This window comes from Streptomyces sp. NPDC048516, assembly GCF_043199875.1.
GTDB lineage: Bacteria > Actinomycetota > Actinomycetes > Streptomycetales > Streptomycetaceae > Streptomyces.
This window is the reverse complement of the sequence record NZ_JBICWS010000008.1, coordinates 17,016-33,247: the sequence shown is the minus strand read 5'-3', so window position 1 is coordinate 33,247 and position 16,232 is coordinate 17,016. Positions and strand designations below refer to the sequence as shown.

Genomic DNA, 16,232 nt, shown 5'->3' with positions numbered 1-16,232 from the left:
GTCGATCGACACACGGCATAGTAGAGGGCGCTACGGCGTGAGTGCCGGGGGCGGTCGATGTAGATCCGACAGGCGGGGAGAGAAAGCAACAATGGCATCACGTCGGGACGAGCTGAATGCGTATTCGTTTGCTCGAAAGCGCACGAATGCGGCATTTCTGAAGCCGCTGCCGAACGGATCGATCGAGAGTGCCCCCAAGCCGCTCAAGGCGGTGGTGCCAAGTATCGTCATGGGTGTTGTGATGCTCGTGGGATTCGGCGCGTGCGGCATTCTCAAGCCGGTTGCGCCGCAGGGGTGGGACGAGGTCGGCAAGAATGTCATCGTCGGGGACGAATCGACCACGCGTTACATCGTCCTGAAAAGCCACCACCAGAAACTGCTGCACCCCATCCTGAATCTCGCCTCCGCCCGGCTTCTTATCGACCCGCAGTTCAAAGTCGTCAAGGTCAAGGAATCCGAGCTGGACGGAAAGCTCCCGCACGGGCCCGCCCTCGGCATTCCGTACGCGCCCGACCGGCTGCCCGGCTCCGAGGACGCCGACAAGCCGAAGACCTGGGCGGTGTGCAACCGCCCCGGCACCGGCACCAACTCCAAGCCGCAGCAGGCCGTCTTCGTCCTGGCCGGCAAGGACAAGAAGCTCGTCGAGGACAAGGGCAAGCTCGACGTCCATCAGGCGCTGTACGTCGAGGACCCCAAGGGCAAGAAGTGGCTGGTCGACAACAACGGCATGGCCTTCGGGTTCAACTCCACCCGCATGGGCGGGTGGGCCGGCAGCAGGGTGGACGGTGACGCCCTCCTGCGCCGGATCGTCTTCGGCCCCAACGCCCAGCCGCAGAAGGTGTCGCAGCAGTACATGGACACCTTGCTCACCCTCCCGGACCAGCTCTCCATCAGCATGCCGCAGGTCGAGCAGGCGGGAACGATGACCACCGCCCCCAAGGTCCCGGAGAAGGGCAAGAGGGTGGGCTCGATCCTCGAGGACAGCGACGGCCAGAAGTACGTCGTGGAGAAGGACGGCGTCGAGCAGGTGACGAAGTTCGTCGCCAGGCTCCTGGAGCAGGGCTCGAACGCCAGGAAGCTGCACTCCGACGGTTCGCCGATCGTCCCCGTACCCGTCGCCGCCAGCAGCATCTCCCCCAAGAAGGACGACTCGGGGAACCTGACGACGTACCTGGGGAAGGCGTTCGGCGACTTCGATTCGCCGTGGCCGAAGGAAGCGGTCTCCCCGGCCAACAACTTCGGATCCCAGGGCGGCGGGCTGGTCACCCCCACGCGCAGCGGCGTGTCCTGCAGTATCTACAACGGCACCAACAACAAGTACCCGGGCGGCGAGGAGAAGCAGCTCGGCTACCCGAACGGTGTGCCGGACATGCAGACCTGGGTCGGCAAGGACTACCCGGCCAAGCTCGCCAGCGGCGCCAGCTCGTACGTCACCCCCGGCAGCGGCCTGCTGTACACGGAGGTGGCCACGCCCCAGGCGAAGAGCGGCAGCCTTTTCCTGGCCACCGACACGGGGCTGCGCTACTCCGTTCCGCGGAACAACGACGGCGGGGACAAGGCAGGCAACGACAAGCAGGAAGTCGATCAGTCGAGGCTTCACCTCGGCTACGGGGGCACGCACCCGCCGCTGATTCCGAAGGCCTGGTCCACCCTGCTCTCCGAGGGGCCGGCGCTGGACATCCGCAGCGCCATGAAGCCGCAGTCGTCCTGAGCGGCGCCAGGTCCTGAGGGGCCTGGGTTCTGAGGCGCACGAGGTCCGCGCGGGTTCCGTCACGGAATCGGCGCGGACTTCGGCGTCCGCATTCCGTGCACCATGGAATTGACCGCGATCGCCGTGGCCTTCCGCGTGCGATCTTCGTTACTTCCGTCTGCCCGGAGCCGACCGATAGCATCGCTTTCGTCCGGTTCATTTGAACAACGTTTCCATGGCGGCCAGTTGGCGATGTTGTGATCCCGTCACAAGAACGCTCCCCCTGTTGGGAACAGGCATATGGAGTGGTTAAAGTAGCCAATGGCGTCAGCAGGAGATGCCTACCGCGCGAGCGCCTGTGGCGGCATGCCGCGGTACGACGTACAAGTCTCATGGGGGACGTTGACTATGGCTGGTCAGCAGTACACAACCACCGAGGAGGAGATGGTCGCGTTCAGCGGCAAGATCTCCTCGGTCAACCAGTCGATCCAGGGCGAGATCTCTCGCCTGAACACGGTCGTCGACACCATCACGTCTGGTTGGAAGGGTGCTGCGGCCTCCTCGTACAACCAGCTCCAGTCCAAGGTGAACGAGGACGCCACTCGTCTCAACCAGCTTCTGGGCGAGATCAAGGAAGCGATCGACGCGACCACGAAGAACTACTCCGCCTCCGAAGAGGAGCAGCACCAGTCGATCTCGCACATCTCCGCTTCGGCTTCCCCGTTCGGATGATGGGGCCGCGTCGCGTTCCGCGGCGCAGCGGCTCAGCGGCCTCGGTCCGGGCCGGGCGGGCAGTCCCCGCCGGCCCACTGGGGCACGTGCATCGACCAGGCTTCATCAACTCCTGAGGAGACACCATGTCAGGCCAGATCCTCGTTAATTTCGCGACGATCTCGCAGGCCAGTTCCGACGTGCGCGGTACGGCCAACAACATCCGCCAGCAGCTCGACGACCTCGAGGCGGGCGTCAAGAAGATCGCCGCCAGCTGGGAAGGTGCCGCGCAGGAGGGCTACCAGGCCCGCCAGCGCGAGTGGGACCAGCGTGCGGCCTCCCTGCACTCGACGCTTGAGGCCATCGCCAAGGCGCTGGACCAGGCCGCCCAGAACTACCAGGCCACCGAGCACAAGAACTCCGGTATCTGGGCGGGCTGACCTCACGGCAGCAACGGTACGGATGGCGACCGGCTGAGCGGCCCGAAGGCTCGCACAGTGGTCAATGAGGGCGAGCGCGCTGCATCAGTGCGCTCGCCCTTCTGCCGTCCGATACCGCCCCGCAATACCCCCGCCATCTCCTCCACACTCCCCCTTTCTCCGCCGTTTCCTCACTCCTCACCCCTCGCTCCTCACCCCTCGCCCCGATCGTTCCGTCACACATGGAGAGCAGACAACCCGTGGGATCTCGCGCCATTGGTCATCGAGCCGGGCACCCTCGCCGAGCGGCGAGCGCACTGGTTTTGGCGGTGTGCATTGCCGGCCTGACGAGCGTGACCGCCGCGCCGGCGATCGCGGACGAGAACGTGCCGCTCAACAGCGGTGAGTGCAAGTTCGGCACGGACAACATCGCAGAGACCCCGTGGTCGCTGCAGCGGCTCCTGACCAATCAGCTGTGGGCCAACGGAATGAAGGGGCAAGGCATCCGTGTCGGTGTCATCGACACCGGTATCGACAACGGCAACCAGCAGCTGAAACACGCGATCGGCAGCGGCGGCAAAACCTTCGTCAATGGCAAGCCGACCGAGGACAAGGTCGGCCACGGCACCAAGGTCGCAGGCATCATCGCCGCCCGCCCGATCAAGGGTTCCGGCTTCTTCGGAATCGCGCCCAAGGCCACGGTCATCCCCTTCCAGCAGACCTCGGCCGAGAAGGCCGGCACCGCCGACAGCCTCGCCAAGGCCGTGGACAAGGCCGTGGCGGAGGGCGTTGACATCATCAACATCTCTCAGGGAACCGGCGCGGACCCCCACCTTCTGCCCACCCTTGAGCAGTCGATCGCCCGCGCCAACACCAAGGGCATTCTGGTGGTCGCCTCGGCCGGCAACGGTGGTGCCGACGGCGGTGAAAAGAACATGTACCCAGCTGCGTACTCGAACAAGTACCCCAACGTCTTGGCAGTGGCCGCCTCGGACCGCAACAACGAACGCGCGCCTTTCTCGCAGTCCGGAAATTTCGTCCAGATCGCCGCCCCCGGCGTCGACATGGTTTCCACGGTCCCGGACGGCGGCAACTGCGTCGACCAGGGCACCAGCTTCGCCGCTCCGTATGTCACGGGAGCCGCAGCCCTGCTCAAGGCCAAGCACAAGGACTGGTCGCCGCAGCAGCTCATCTGGCATCTCGAGCAGACCGCCGAGCGAGTGCGCAAGAACCGCGACAACTTCATCGGCTGGGGCGTCGTCGACCCGGTGGCAGCTCTGAACGACGACACCGAGCCCACTGCCGAACCCAAGCCGGACAAGCCCTCGAACGTGGCTGACGGCTCCGATATCCATCCGGTTGCCGTCACACTCGGCGAAACCCCCGAGGACCGGCGTGCCCGTGTGTCCGTCTACATTGTCGGCGGCGGACTTCTGGCCGTCGGTACGGTGGTGGGTTGCGCCATCGCACTTCGTGACTGGCGTCGGAAAACTTCATAGCAAACACGGGGAGGCCAAGGGTGGCTAACGATTCCTACCGCGTCGATCTTGACAGGCTCGATGAAGTCGTCAAGAAGCTCAACAGCGTGCTCAAGGACATGCAGAGTGCCTCGGGCAAGGCGAAGAGCGGGACACACCTTCCGGAAGGCTCGCTGGGTAAGGGCTTCGAGGAGGAAGGCGAGCTGCGGAAGACGCATGACGAGATGAAGACCTTCATCGAGACCCATGTCCTCCACAAGCTCGAGGATCTGATTGATGATCTTCAGAAGAAGACCTCGAGGACTCATGGTGCCTATCAGGACCAGGAGCAGAGCACGAGCAATGCGATGAAGAACGGTCAGTCTTCATCGCACAACAAGTACTCCTGAACGACGGCAATGAGCTCGCAGAAGAAGAGGGGGCAGGGGCGTGGGTAGTCGCGCGGACGATAAGTACGCACCGCAGGACAAGTGCTATGCCATCGAGAACTCCACGAAGTTCTACAAGGTCGACTTCACGTCGCTGAAGGCCATGGTGGCCGATGCGAAGCCGGAGACGGTCGCCGGGGTTGCCCACGCCTGGGGACAGGTGCACAAGACGATGGTGGTCGACGACGGCGGTGGCATCCGCGCGTATTTCGACAAGGCCATCGAGGAGGTCTTGCAGCACTGGGAGGGCGCCGCCGCGAAGGCGTTTCGCGAGCGCGCCAAGACGATCAGCGCGAACATCGGAAACGGCGCTCTGTACGCCAAGAACGTGAGCGAAGGCATGGGCCGCGCGCACGAGGCTCTGAGTGCTTACAAGCAGCACCTCGATGGCATGGAGATGCCCGACTGGGGTGACCGGGCCTGGGACTGGGCGACGGATCACATCGAGCGCCAGGACAAGAACGCTGACGCGCAGTTGGCGGGTGGAAAGAGCGCGACTCAGGTCGTTGAGGACAATGAAGACGACCTGTCTGCGCAGAAAGAGACGCAGCTGAAGGCTGCCGCGACCATGGAGTACCTCGGGGCTGCTTACCGAACCAACGCGGTGGCCATTGGTAGGCCCAATGTCAGAGGCATTGACGACCCGACTGACATCCCACCGCCGGACAACCCGGGAATCCCGCCGGTGCACTACCCCCTGCCGGCAGCTGTCACCAGGCCCAAGGGAATGTCGAAGGGCTCGATGAAGCCCATGGAGAAGGGGCCGGGGTTTTCGGGCGACGGTGTGAAGACGCCGGGGATCAGCGGGGGTATCGGCAACACGATGCCGGCCCCGGGCTCCCTCACGCCGCATGTGGGCACGGGTCTTGAAAGCCTGACTCCTCCGCAAGGCGGAGTGGGCCCCGGCGGAGGCGGTGGAAGCCTCCCAGGCGGTGGTGGTATCGGCCCCGGCACCGGAGGCATGGGTGGTGGCACCGGTCCTGGCGGCACTGGTCCCGGCCTTGGAGGGCTTCCCGGTGTGCCGGGCGGCATGAACGGCGGCACTGGTGGCCGTACTGGTGGGACCACGGGGAGCGTTGGTGGTCGTACTGGCGGGACCACGGGCCCCGGGGCCGCCGGGCGTGGGGCCGGACGTGCCGGCATGCCAGGTATGGGCGGCGTCGGTGCGACAGGCGCCAAGGGCGGCGCCAAGGGTGCAGGGGGAGCTGGGCGCGGCCTTGGCCTCGCTCGCCAGAAGGGTGGCGTCGTCGGCGGCGGCACCGAAGGTAAGGGGGCCGGTGGCTCCCAGGGTGGTTCGGGTCTGCATCGCAGTCGCGGCGGTGCTCAGTCGGGCGCCGCGGCTTCCGGCAGTCGTCGGTCGGCCGGGATGCCCGGGGCGCACGGTATGCACGGAGCCAAGGGCAAGAACGACAAGGGCCAGAACGGCGAGCGGCCGGACTACCTGATTGAGGACGAGGAGACGTGGACGACCGACCGCAATGTGGCTCCCAAGGTGATTGAGTAGCTAGCCTTCGGGTGTGACAGCGGCGGAAACGAGGTGGGCCCGCAGTCTTCAGGCTGCGGGCCGCAACCTGTTGAGGAGAGGTGTTGCAGCATGAGCTTCACGCGGACGCTGCGTGCAGTTGGCGGCGTGGCGGTGGCAGGAGCACTGCTCTTCACCGCCGCGCCGACCGCTTCGGCGGACTACATCAGGGACGGGCAATGGGCGCTTGATGCGTTCAATCCGCAAAAGGTGTGGAAAGAGTCGACCGGCAAGGGCGTCACCGTGGCGGTCATCGACTCCGGTGTCAACGGAGACCACGTCGACCTCAAGGGCAACGTGCTCCCGGGTAAAAACTTTGACACCGGGGGCGGTACGGCAGATCACGCAACCGGTGATGATCACGGCACAGCCATGGCCGCTTTGATCGCGGCGCACGGCCATGGACCCAACCATGCCGATGGAATCATGGGGTTGGCGCCGGATGTCAAAATTCTTCCCGTCAAGTTGAATCAGCAGATCGGCGGTACCGCGAACAACATCGACGGTCCCATTCGCTACGCAGTTGATCATGGGGCGAAGGTCATCAACATGTCCTTTGTGACCCCCCGCTTGACTCAGCAGGAAACGGATGCGATCAACTACGCGGTAAAGAAGGACGTGCTACTGGTTGGCGGCTCCGGCAACGAGGGCAGCGGTAAGCCGCTCTATCCGGCTGCGGCGCCCGGTGTGTTGGCGGTCGGCGCAGTCGCCAAGGACGGCAAGGTGCTTGGTGAATCGAACTACGGGCCGCATATCCGGCTGATTGCCCCGGGCGAGAAGATCTATTCCGCCGGTACTTCCCCGAAGTACCGGCAGGCCACAGGCACCTCCGACTCAACCGCCTACGTATCGGCCGCCGCCGCCCTCGTGCGCTCGAAGTACCCCAACCTCACCGCAGGTCAGGTCGCCAATCGGCTCACGAGGACGGCGATCACACCTGACGGCAAGACGGGCATCTCTTCCCCTGACCCCAAGTATGGCTACGGGGTGATCCGCCCGTACCGTGCCCTGTCGGAGAACGTTCCCGCCGGCTCGAAGAACGGGCCCCTCACCATGCCGAAGGACACGGAGCCTTCCGCCGGTGCCGGCGCGGATGCGGCTGGGGGGAGCCCTTCGGCGAGCAGCGGTGCCGAGAAGAGCAGTGGTGTCACCCCCCTGGCGATCGTCGGTATCGCTGTGGGTGTGTTCGTGGTGCTGGGGATCGTCATCGGTGTGATCGTTGCCAACAAGAAGCGCCGTAACGGTCCGCCTCCTGGTGGTCCTGGCTTCGGCGGTCCGAACGGCGGTGTGGGGGTTCCCCCGCAGTACCCCGGTTCCTACCAGCAGCCGGGTGGTCCTGGCGGGTACCAGTCGGCACCGCCCAACTATCCTCCTCGTCAGTGAGGATGCACGCTCGGTCCGCTCATCCGCCGGTATGAGCAGGGGGGCGTAGCCAGAACGCCGCCAGGGGTGGAACCGCAGTTGATGACTGCGGTTCCACCCCTGTTGTGGTCCTGGCGGCGGGACGAACGAGCCGTTGCCGAATGGCTCAGCCGAACACCGAACGCACCTCGTCCGTGACGTCCTGGTGGCGGGTGGCCGCGCCGCCCGTGCGGCGGTCGACGTGGCGCTGTGCGTGGTCCAGGCCCCGGTTGGTGAGGTCTTCCTTGGCGTGGTCGACATAAGTGGTGGGGTCGGCGAGGCTCGCGACGCCGTCCTTGTACTCCTGGGCGCCTTCCTTGATGCCGTCGACGTATTCGCCGGCTTTGTCCTTGCCGATGTCGGCGGTTTCGCCCCAGTCGATTCCTTCGCGGGCGCCGAAGTGGCTTTCGATACCCTGCTGGGCGACGTTCTGGGCCATCTCCGTGGCGGCCTCTTGGGCCTTTGCCTTGCCCTCTTCGACGATCTTGTCCCTGGCGATTTCCTTCGCCTGATCGATGACCTTGTCCTTGACGGTTTCCTTGACCGTCTTCTTGACGTAGTCGGCCGCGATTTTGCGGGCTTCCTTCGAGACGGCCTTCTTCGCCATCTTTTTGATGGCATCCATGGTGGCGTGCTCCATGGCCTTGGTGGCCGCCTCCATGACCTCGCGTTTGATCTTGTCGAGGATCTGGCGGACGATCAGGCGGGTGGCCTGGGTGGCGCCCGCGGCACCGAGTTCGGACAGGCCCAGAGTGAAAGGCGCGGCGGCCTGTGCCGCGATGATCTCGGTGGCGAGCATGACGAGCTGGACAATGACGGCGATCTTGCCGGCGAGAACGGCGAGGGCGGCGGCATCGAAGGCGACGGCGATGACCTCGGCCGCCGCGGCGGCGTCACGAAGGTAGTTGTCGCCGCTGTCCCCGCCTCCGGCAAAGGAACCCCATTCGTGGGAAAAGCCGTCGATCGCCTCTCCGGAATTGGCGGAGACGACCTCGCCGGCTGCCGAAGAGCCCTTGGTGGACGCCTGATTGACCGCCTCGGCGAAGTTGCGCCAGGTCTGGGCACACTCGTGGAGCTTGTCCTCGTCGGCATCCGGCCAGTTGTAGCCGAGCAAATCCAGGACCCAAGCAACCTCGCCTGGCAGCGTCAATGACACAGTGATCGTCCCCCGTGCAGTGGTAGCCGATTGCGGAGTTGCAATGGCGGCGGTGAAGGAAATCGTGAGAGGGATGGCGGCGGTGGCCCCCGGGGAGGCCCCTCCGCGGCTCGGCCTCGTCGCCTTCGAGGCGCTGCGGGAAGGTGGCCGGGAAGGGGCTCGGTGGGGTTTTCAGGTGCCCCGGCGACCGGGTTCATGGGCGGGATGCCCACCGGGCGTCAGATGGCGGGGCGGCCGACCGCGCTGATGGTGTGGATGCCCTGCTCGTCGGATTGGGTGTACGAGCCGGCCATGTTCTGGAGCTTGTCGCCTATGCCTTCGAGGCGTTCGCCGAGGGAGTCCATCGATTCGAACATGCCGTCCCTGATGGGCGTGTAGATCGTTTCGAAAATGTCGCCGAAGTCGCAGTTTTCCCAGGGGCTGCCGAGGCCTTCAAGATCGTCCTGAAGCTTCTTCGACGCTTTGGTGAAATCGCTGCCGATGTGGATGAATGCGTCGCCCTGCTTGCGCAGCACATCAGGATCAACGTCAAATGCCTTGCCTGCCACCCTTGCCCCCGTCATGCGTCGCCGGTGGATACCTGTCGCATCTTCAACGAACCACACATTAGGCGATCTGAACGCAAGCATGTCAAGGCGAGGTATGTGGAGGGAACGTGGGCATCTTGCGGCTCAACGGCGTGCGAATGCAGTGGAATTGGGCCGGGCTGCGGCATTGGTGAATCTTGCGAGAGGAGGGGGCGTCCGGGGATGCCCCCGGACGGTGCGCTGAAAGGGCAGGTTAAGTATTGGTGTGTCGTTGGTCAATCATTCGGGGTCGGGGTCGGGGTAGGGGGCCACGCCGTCAACCTGCGGCCTTACGGAATGGGCCGTACGGGTGGGCCCACCCCGTTGACGGTTGAGAGCGCGCGAATGCAGGAAATTCGACCGTCCGACACCCAACACCCAACACCCAATACCCAACACCCAACACCCAACATCGAACATCGACCGCCGAGTGCCGAGCGCAGGGTGGTCGGCGGTCGGCGGTCAGTGCTTTGTAGCCGAACCGGCGTGGTAGCCAGGTCAGTTGGCGCGACTCAGAGGTGCGGGGCAGCCGGGCGATCACTCGTCCCGTAGCATTCCCGCTCATGGACGTAGCCGGCGCAGAAGAGCCCCTTCCCGAGAGCCGAGTCGGGTTGACGCCCCGTCAGGCCAGGCGAATACGCATGGTCCTGGCCTCGGTGTTGATGGCCGCGATGGCGGTGGTGCTCGTGGTGCGCCTGGCGTCGCGTACATCGGTGCTGGTGGTCGGGGTGTACGGGGCCGCGCTGGTGCTCTGTGGCGTAGTGATCGAACTCAGCCGGAACGGGCGTACCCGCCTCGGCACCTGGTTGCTGGGCATCGGCCTGGCGGCAGCGCTGGCGGCCGACTGGCTGCTGCTGCCCTGAGGGGTGGGGGAGGGGGAGGGGCGAGCGCCGGGCGTGAAGAGTTGGCCCGCCCCCCCGAGGGCTGCCGCCCGAGGCCCGCCCCCGAGGGCTGCCGCCCGCCCTCAGAACAACCCGTGCCACATCTGCTCGATGACCAGCGACCACCAGTTGCCGTCGTCGTCCAGCGCCCAGGAGTCGATCGCCGCGATCTGTTCCTGGAAGGCGGCGACCGCCGCACCCGCCGCGTACGGGTCCATGCCTTCCATCTGCCGGCGCGTGGTGACCAGCAGGGCGAGCGAGCGCAGGTACGCGGACGCGGTGCGGTTGACGAACCGGCCGCCTCCCGACGACGGCTGGACCGCCCAGACGGTGCCGACGAGGCTCTGGTTCTGCTCCGGAGCGGTGCACTGAACGGCGAGCGTGTAGAGCCCGTCGGTGCCGATCCGGACGTAGCCGGCGAGGGTCGTCAGGGTCTCTTCGCGTGCCTCGGTGCCGCTTCCCCGCAGGTAGGCCGCCACGTCCGGGAACAGTCCGCCGGCGGGCGGCGCGTCGGGCCGGTCGGCGGTGAAGAAGTAGGGGACCTGGGCGGGCAGCCCGGCCCAGATCAGGGTGTTCTTCGTGGCCTCGGGGAGCCGGGTCGCGGCGAGGTCGTCGGCGTCCGGGCGGTGGACGCCCTGGGGCCCGAAGACCTCCACGAGGTGCTTGCCGAGGGCCACGTCCCGCATCGGTGGCGCCGCCTCGACGCGCTGTGGCACCGGCAGCCGGTGCGGCCGCGGCGGCGCGGGCCGGCCCGCCAGCTGGTGCATCATCGCGACGTGCCGCACCAGTGCGGCGACGCCCTCGGCGCGCTCCTCGGGACGTATGCCGTAGCCCTCGGTGCAGGAGAACGTGGCGTTCGAGAAGGTGCGGAGGATGAAGTCACCGGGATAGCCGCCGGGCAGCAGGGCCGACCGCAGATCGGTGTGGACGGCGCGGACGTCAGCGGGGTTGATGCCCAGCCGCTGCAGTTCGTCGTGGAGCTGGTACTCGGCGGGCGGGCTGCCGGGAGCCGAGACCCGGGCGAGGCTGGTCTCCTCGCCGGTCGACGGGTCTTTGTAGGTCGCGACGGCGGTGTTGCCTGGGCCGGTGACCGGACGTTCCGCGGGCGCCGGGGGAGCCACTCCGGTACCGGCCCCGGCGCCGTGCTTCTGCCGGTACATCCGAACGACCTCGTCGACCGGCACCGACGGCCACACCGTCAGTTCGCCGGAGGTCCGGTCGACCACACCGCAGGCGGTGCCGACCTCGGCGGGCGGGCGTCGCTGCCCGGTGCGCGGGTCGACCTCCGGGGGCGGCGGGACGGCCCACACCACCCAGCCGAGGTCGAACTCCTGCATGGCCACCTCCCGCGGCGGGCCCTGATGCCCCCCGGGGTTGAGCCAGCGGGCCGCGGTGGCGTGGGCCTGCGTCTGGGTGATCACGAGTGGTCTCCTTCGAGGCCTTCGAGGCCGTCGGACGAAGCGGAGTCGGCGGTGCCGGTGCGCTGGGCCGGCACGGTGGGCACGGTCGCGGGAGCCGCGGCGAGGATCTGCCGGGCGGTCACCCCGCGCGCGGTGGCGACGACCAGCACACCGTCCGGTGAGAGATCGGCGCCGGTGAACGGGGTGTCGGAGAGCAGCGCGGCCACCACTTCCTCGCTTGCCCGGGCCCATACCCGCAGATAGTCGGCGCCGCGGCTGAGCCCGAAGGGCGCCGCCTCCTGGGCCTGTGCGGAGGGCAGCTGTACCTGTGCCGGATCGGCGTCGATGTACCCCGGACGCAGCAGATCGTGGACGAGGAGCGCCCGGTCACCCGCCTCGGCGGCGCCGCCGTCCGGCCCGGGCACCGTACGGGCACCGGGGGTCCCCGCGGGGACGAGGAAGGCGGCCACGGGGCGGGGAGCGGAGGCGGGTGTCGCCGGTAGTGGCCCGGCACCGCTGCCGTCCGGGGCAACGGGAGCCGCGCCGCCGGAGGCCGTGGCATTCTCCGCCGGCATCCCGTCCGGGCCGCCGGTCGCGTTCGGGCCGCTGGTCGCGTCCGGGCCCCCGGTCGCGCCCGCCGTCGCACCGTCCCCGCTCCGCGGGGGCAGGGAACCCGTGGTCACGGCGCGGACGCCGACCAGCGGCACGCTCCACAGCGTCCGCCACGGCAGGGGCAAGCCGAGTGTGTGCAGCGCGTCCGCGTAGGCCACCAGCCCGTCCTCGACGAACGCGGACTCCAGGAACGCCGCCCGCAGATCGGCCGGCGCCTGGGAGCGGGTGAGCAGCGGGGCGGTGCGCAGGTACGTACGGGCCGGTGCGCCCAGCTGCTCCGGGGGTACGGCTTCGATGGCGGCGCGCATCGTCACGGGGTCGGCGTGGGCGAACAGGCCGGGGTCGGTGAGGAGTTGGGGGAGGAGGCCGGCATCGAGGGTGTGCGCCGCCAGATGGTCGCGGATATACGGATCGGCCTGCGCCCAGTCCTGCTGGGGCACCGCTTCCAGCAGCGCCATGGCGATCTTGGTCTGGGCGTCGCGGACGTCCGGCAGGCCGGAGCGGATCTCCTCGGCGATCCCGGGATGCATCAGGCGCAGCAGCGTACGGCCGCCGTCGGCTCCGGAGCCGGCCCCACCGTCATCCGCGGTGTTGTCCCTCTCCCCGTCCCTACCCCCGTCCCTGTTGCCCTCCCCGCTCCCGTCGCCGCCGGCGCCCCGGGAGGGCTCGACCGGCTCGATGAACGGCGCGGCCAGCAGCATGCCGTCGGCGAGGTCCTGGCTCATGTCCCGTCCCGCGACGGCGCTCGCCAGCGCGGCCCACAGCTGGACGGGCAGCCCCTTGCCCTCGGCGAACGCGAGCGGCGCCAGCATCAGCCGCAGGGTCCGCGGATCGGCACCCAGCCGGCGCGCATGCAGATCGAGCACCTCACCGACGCTGCCGGGCAGCAGGGAGTCGTCCGCCGGGTCGAAGCCCGCGGGCTGCACGATCAGCGACTGCACGGCGAGCCGGACGGTCAGCCAGTTGCCGTCCGCGCGCGTCGCGAGGGCTTCGGCGAGCGCCCGGCGCGCGGACGGGTCCGTGGTGTACGGGAGTTCCGGCGCCCCCGCGCCGGGGGCGAGCGCGGTCTCGGCGTACCGCACCAAGCCCTTGGGGTCGGCCCACTCGGGCGCGTCGAGATCGATGATCTGCGCCTGGCCGGGCGGCAGCGCCCCGGCCAGCTCCTCGGCCAGATCGCGCGGCACCTCGGCGAGCAGTTGCACCGCTTCGATGGCGGCGAGCGGCTTGAGGACGTCCCGGACGACGCGCGCCGGCTCGTCCGCGGCGCGTACCGGACCGGCCCGGTCGACATCGGGCACCACAAGGGTCACCGGCTCTTCACGGGTGGCGAGTTCGGTGAAGATGTCGTCGTCGCGGTCGGCGCCCAGCCCGAAATGATCGGAGATGAGCCACAACAGCTGCGCCGCGGTGCGCCCCGCGGGGCTCGGTGCGGCGGGCTCCGGGAGATCCGGGGGCACCGTTGCCGGGTCCAGATCGTCCAGCGGCAACTGCTTGCGGTGGACGGGGTCGCACATCATCAGGAAGCCGGTGATCAGGCGCGAACGTCCGCTGCCCGGGCTGCCGGTGAGCACGATGACGCGCGGCGCGCCCGGCCACCGCATGCGCCAGGCCGCGAGCGCGCGGAGCACGGCGGTACGGCCGCCGACGTACGGATGCGGTACATATCCGGCCGCCGCGGCTTTTCCTTCGCCTGAGGCGCTCATGGCTTCCTCGTCCCCCATCAATCCCGCCTCCACCTTTGTGGATTCCTGCGTGTTCCGGCTCGATCTTATGATCCGTGGCGTACGCGGAGGATGGCGCGGGGGCGGCTGTGCCGGAACTGGAACCGGCAGGCCGGGGCCGGTGTGCGGCGGTCGTAACGGAAGACGGGCGGGTGGAGAGTGAAGTGAGTTGTCCCGGGACCTGATGTGGAGAAAACGAGATCACCGTGTGGGGAAAGAAAGCAGATCCGGCCGAATGGTGACGCGGTGGATCCGCTTTCTTCCCTGGCGGCTTTCCGTGCCGGGGGAACGGATTTCGGCGAGAGGCGATGAGTGGCGAGAGACGATGAGCGGCGAGGGGTGAGAAGTGGCAGGCGAGAGGCGAGAGGCGGCAGGCCGGAAGGAAAGAGCGAACTGCTGCCTCCCGCACTGCAGCGCCGCCCCGGGTGAGCACCGCGGACCGCCCCCGCGGTGCCCGGGTCAGTTCCGGTGCCCGCCGCTCCGGCCGCCGCGCCGCGGGGAGGTCACGATGGTGCCGGAAGGGCCGTCACGCTCGGCACGCTCCTCGTCCTCCTTGGCCTCCTGCTCCTTCTGCCACGCGGCGAACTTCTCGCGGGACTCCTCGCGCTCGGCCATGGTCTGGTTCTCCGCGGCCCGCCGGATCTCGTTCATCCGGTCGCCCAGGGCTTCCATGTACCCCGGCGTCGCGATGGCGTCCTTCATGCCGATGCGCCCGGAGAGCACCTCCTGGGCCATCTCCCGGAGCTTGCCGCCGACATCGGGGTTGTCCGCCAGGACCTTCAGCGCTTTGCGCAGCCGGTGCGCCTGCTCGGGATCCTGGGCGACGTCCATCAGGTCTTCGTCCTGGATCTGCCGCTCATTGCTCATGTCTGCCCCCTTGAACGCGATGGCACAGGCCGCGAGTGCGGCACCGGCGTGCCGAAGTCTAATGACGGGTGTGAACGGGGCGTCAAGACGGGGGTTGTCGGTATTGCCGGATATCGCGGGATGCTGAATTCCGTGGTTTTCCGCCCGCCCGCTGTGCAGAGGGCTTCGGGACTATTGCCGGTGTGCTAGACCTGAAGCGATGCCGGCAGGCAGCCGTCATGCAATACGGGGAGAAATGATGTCCGATGAAGTCCGGCTCAGTACCGAGGAGTTGCGGGGGCTCGGTGCGACCTTCGAGATACGTGCGGAAGAACTGAGCCGGCAGCTTGCCGCATTCAGGCGGCGGGCGGATGCCCAGGCCCTGCGGGACGGATTCGGCAGCGACGAGGCGGCCCGGCCCCACCGCGAGCTGTACGAGCAGGCCGAGCAGGCGCTCGTCCAGCTGCAGCAGCGCCTCGCGGAGGTCGGTAAAGGGATCAAGGAGACCGCCGCGAATACGCAGGCGTCCGAGGAAGAGCTGGCCGAGATGATGCGGAGCGTCCAGTGAGCGAGCGAGGCAACCCCGAGGCCCTGCGGGAAGCGGCGGCCGGCTGGCGGGAGATGGGCAAGCACCTCGACGGCCTCGTCCGCGATCTGGACCGGCACGTCGGCACCGCGGCAGCGGCCAACTGGCACGGCCCGGCCGGAGAGGCGTTCGCGGGGGAGTGGCACCGCCTCAAGCGGTCCGTGGACGATTCCCTGCCGGTCTTCGAACTGGCCGCCGCCGACCTGGAGACCGCCGCCGCGCAGCCCGCCGGCGACGAGGGCGAGAAGGACCACCGCGCACCACCGGTGCACCACTCCGCCGACGACGCACAGTCGTCGTCCGGCCCCGAGATCGCCTACGGCTTCATGGCGCTCGGGCAGCTCGCGAATGGCCTCGGCGGCGCGTTCGGCAGGCGCGGTGGCGGCGGCAGCCAGGGACGTCGGCCGCCCGTACGGCACGAATGGGCCACCTCCACGGCGGCGCAGGGGCCCGACCCGTTCGGCCCGGCGCAAGGCGGCGCCGCCACGGAGCGGGGCGGCGAGGGCATCGCCAAGGGCGTACGGAGCCGGCTGCCCGGGACGGATCCGGATCAGGCTCCGGCACCGGCTCCGGCTCCGGCGCCGGGCCATGAGCGGGACCTGAAGACCGGGCCGCAGAAGAAGGAAGCGGCAGCCCCCGCCGCCGAGCCCGTCCCCCGGGCCGCGGCGCCCGCCACCGCCGACGCCCCCGAACCCCACGCCCCCGCCGCGGCGTCCGGCGGCGCGGCACCCGGCCGGCCCGGACCCGACATCACCCGGCACGGGGCCTTCGGCTGACGCACCCGGCGCGGCACGTCCGGCACGTCCGGCACGTCC

The 16,232-nt window shown here is 68.3% G+C and carries 15 protein-coding genes; 10 read left to right on the top strand and 5 right to left on the bottom strand.

What is annotated here, in order from left to right:
- The first annotated feature begins 91 nt into the window (after nt 1-91).
- The 7 genes from ACGFR7_RS17595 (at nt 92) to ACGFR7_RS17565 (ending at nt 7,631) form a co-directional block, all read left to right on the top strand.
- Nucleotides 92-1,711 carry a type VII secretion protein EccB gene (locus ACGFR7_RS17595; protein ID WP_393319508.1) on the top strand — a complete coding sequence of 540 codons (1,620 nt, stop codon included), beginning with the start codon at nt 92-94 and terminating at the stop codon, nt 1,709-1,711.
- A gap of 387 nt (nt 1,712-2,098) precedes the next feature.
- On the top strand, nt 2,099-2,422 hold the full coding sequence (locus ACGFR7_RS17590) for a WXG100 family type VII secretion target (RefSeq protein ID WP_393319506.1): 324 nt from the start codon (nt 2,099-2,101) through the stop codon (nt 2,420-2,422).
- Between the two features lie 125 nt (nt 2,423-2,547).
- Complete coding sequence (locus ACGFR7_RS17585; protein WP_006602760.1) at nt 2,548-2,841, top strand: WXG100 family type VII secretion target; 294 nt, start codon at nt 2,548-2,550, stop codon at nt 2,839-2,841.
- Between the two features lie 332 nt (nt 2,842-3,173).
- Nucleotides 3,174-4,319 (top strand): type VII secretion-associated serine protease mycosin, encoded by a 1,146-nt coding sequence (gene mycP, locus ACGFR7_RS17580; RefSeq protein WP_393319502.1) that lies wholly within the window; start codon nt 3,174-3,176, stop codon nt 4,317-4,319.
- A 20-nt stretch (nt 4,320-4,339) separates the two neighbouring features.
- On the top strand, nt 4,340-4,687 hold the full coding sequence (locus tag ACGFR7_RS17575; RefSeq protein WP_393319499.1) for a hypothetical protein: 348 nt from the start codon (nt 4,340-4,342) through the stop codon (nt 4,685-4,687).
- 40 nt (nt 4,688-4,727) lie between these two features.
- Entirely contained in the window at nt 4,728-6,230 is a 1,503-nt protein-coding gene (locus ACGFR7_RS17570; RefSeq protein ID WP_393319497.1) for a hypothetical protein, read from the top strand.
- Between the two features lie 90 nt (nt 6,231-6,320).
- Nucleotides 6,321-7,631 carry a S8 family serine peptidase gene (locus ACGFR7_RS17565; RefSeq protein WP_393319494.1) on the top strand — a complete coding sequence of 437 codons (1,311 nt, stop codon included), beginning with the start codon at nt 6,321-6,323 and terminating at the stop codon, nt 7,629-7,631.
- A 145-nt stretch (nt 7,632-7,776) separates the two neighbouring features.
- Here the strand turns inward: ACGFR7_RS17565 and ACGFR7_RS17560 are convergent, their stop codons facing one another.
- The gene (locus tag ACGFR7_RS17560; RefSeq protein WP_393319491.1) at nt 7,777-8,805 is read right to left on the bottom strand and encodes a PE-PGRS family protein; all 1,029 of its coding nucleotides are present in this window, start codon (nt 8,803-8,805) and stop codon (nt 7,777-7,779) included.
- A gap of 218 nt (nt 8,806-9,023) precedes the next feature.
- Nucleotides 9,024-9,353 (bottom strand): WXG100 family type VII secretion target, encoded by a 330-nt coding sequence (locus ACGFR7_RS17555; RefSeq protein WP_393319488.1) that lies wholly within the window; start codon nt 9,351-9,353, stop codon nt 9,024-9,026.
- Nucleotides 9,354-9,934: 581 nt separating this feature from the next.
- Here ACGFR7_RS17555 and ACGFR7_RS17550 point away from each other — a divergent pair.
- On the top strand, nt 9,935-10,234 hold the full coding sequence (locus ACGFR7_RS17550) for a hypothetical protein (protein ID WP_393319487.1): 300 nt from the start codon (nt 9,935-9,937) through the stop codon (nt 10,232-10,234).
- Nucleotides 10,235-10,335: 101 nt separating this feature from the next.
- Here ACGFR7_RS17550 and ACGFR7_RS17545 read toward each other — a convergent pair whose 3' ends face one another.
- From ACGFR7_RS17545 to ACGFR7_RS17535, 3 genes are all read right to left on the bottom strand, one after another.
- Nucleotides 10,336-11,673 (bottom strand): SUKH-4 family immunity protein, encoded by a 1,338-nt coding sequence (locus ACGFR7_RS17545; protein WP_393319485.1) that lies wholly within the window; start codon nt 11,671-11,673, stop codon nt 10,336-10,338.
- Nucleotides 11,670-13,967 carry an ATP-binding protein gene (locus ACGFR7_RS17540; protein ID WP_393319483.1) on the bottom strand — a complete coding sequence of 766 codons (2,298 nt, stop codon included), beginning with the start codon at nt 13,965-13,967 and terminating at the stop codon, nt 11,670-11,672. The genes ACGFR7_RS17545 and ACGFR7_RS17540 overlap by 4 nt, the downstream gene beginning before the upstream one ends.
- Before the next feature lie 477 nt (nt 13,968-14,444).
- Nucleotides 14,445-14,852, bottom strand: coding sequence for a hypothetical protein (locus ACGFR7_RS17535; RefSeq protein WP_393319480.1), 408 nt, complete (start codon nt 14,850-14,852; stop codon nt 14,445-14,447).
- Between the two features lie 238 nt (nt 14,853-15,090).
- Here ACGFR7_RS17535 and ACGFR7_RS17530 point away from each other — a divergent pair, with 238 nt between their 5' ends.
- Nucleotides 15,091-15,399, top strand: coding sequence for a hypothetical protein (locus ACGFR7_RS17530; protein WP_393319477.1), 309 nt, complete (start codon nt 15,091-15,093; stop codon nt 15,397-15,399).
- Nucleotides 15,396-16,193: a WXG100 family type VII secretion target gene (locus tag ACGFR7_RS17525; RefSeq protein ID WP_393319474.1), complete on the top strand. Its 798-nt coding sequence runs from the start codon at nt 15,396-15,398 to the stop codon at nt 16,191-16,193. The genes ACGFR7_RS17530 and ACGFR7_RS17525 overlap by 4 nt, the downstream gene beginning before the upstream one ends.
- The last annotated feature ends 39 nt before the right edge of the window (nt 16,194-16,232 follow it).

What these genes read in the sequence shown, in the direction of transcription:
- ACGFR7_RS17595 (WP_393319508.1), top strand. Translation starts at nt 92, where the DNA reads ATGGCATCACGTCGGGACGAGCTGAATGCGTATTCGTTTGCTCGAAAG.
- ACGFR7_RS17590 (WP_393319506.1), top strand. Translation starts at nt 2,099, where the DNA reads ATGGCTGGTCAGCAGTACACAACCACCGAGGAGGAGATGGTCGCGTTC.
- ACGFR7_RS17585 (WP_006602760.1), top strand. Translation starts at nt 2,548, where the DNA reads ATGTCAGGCCAGATCCTCGTTAATTTCGCGACGATCTCGCAGGCCAGT.
- ACGFR7_RS17565 (WP_393319494.1), top strand. Translation starts at nt 6,321, where the DNA reads ATGAGCTTCACGCGGACGCTGCGTGCAGTTGGCGGCGTGGCGGTGGCA.
- ACGFR7_RS17550 (WP_393319487.1), top strand. Translation starts at nt 9,935, where the DNA reads ATGGACGTAGCCGGCGCAGAAGAGCCCCTTCCCGAGAGCCGAGTCGGG.
- ACGFR7_RS17540 (WP_393319483.1), bottom strand. Translation starts at nt 13,967, where the DNA reads ATGAGCGCCTCAGGCGAAGGAAAAGCCGCGGCGGCCGGATATGTACCG.
- ACGFR7_RS17535 (WP_393319480.1), bottom strand. Translation starts at nt 14,852, where the DNA reads ATGAGCAATGAGCGGCAGATCCAGGACGAAGACCTGATGGACGTCGCC.
- ACGFR7_RS17530 (WP_393319477.1), top strand. Translation starts at nt 15,091, where the DNA reads ATGTCCGATGAAGTCCGGCTCAGTACCGAGGAGTTGCGGGGGCTCGGT.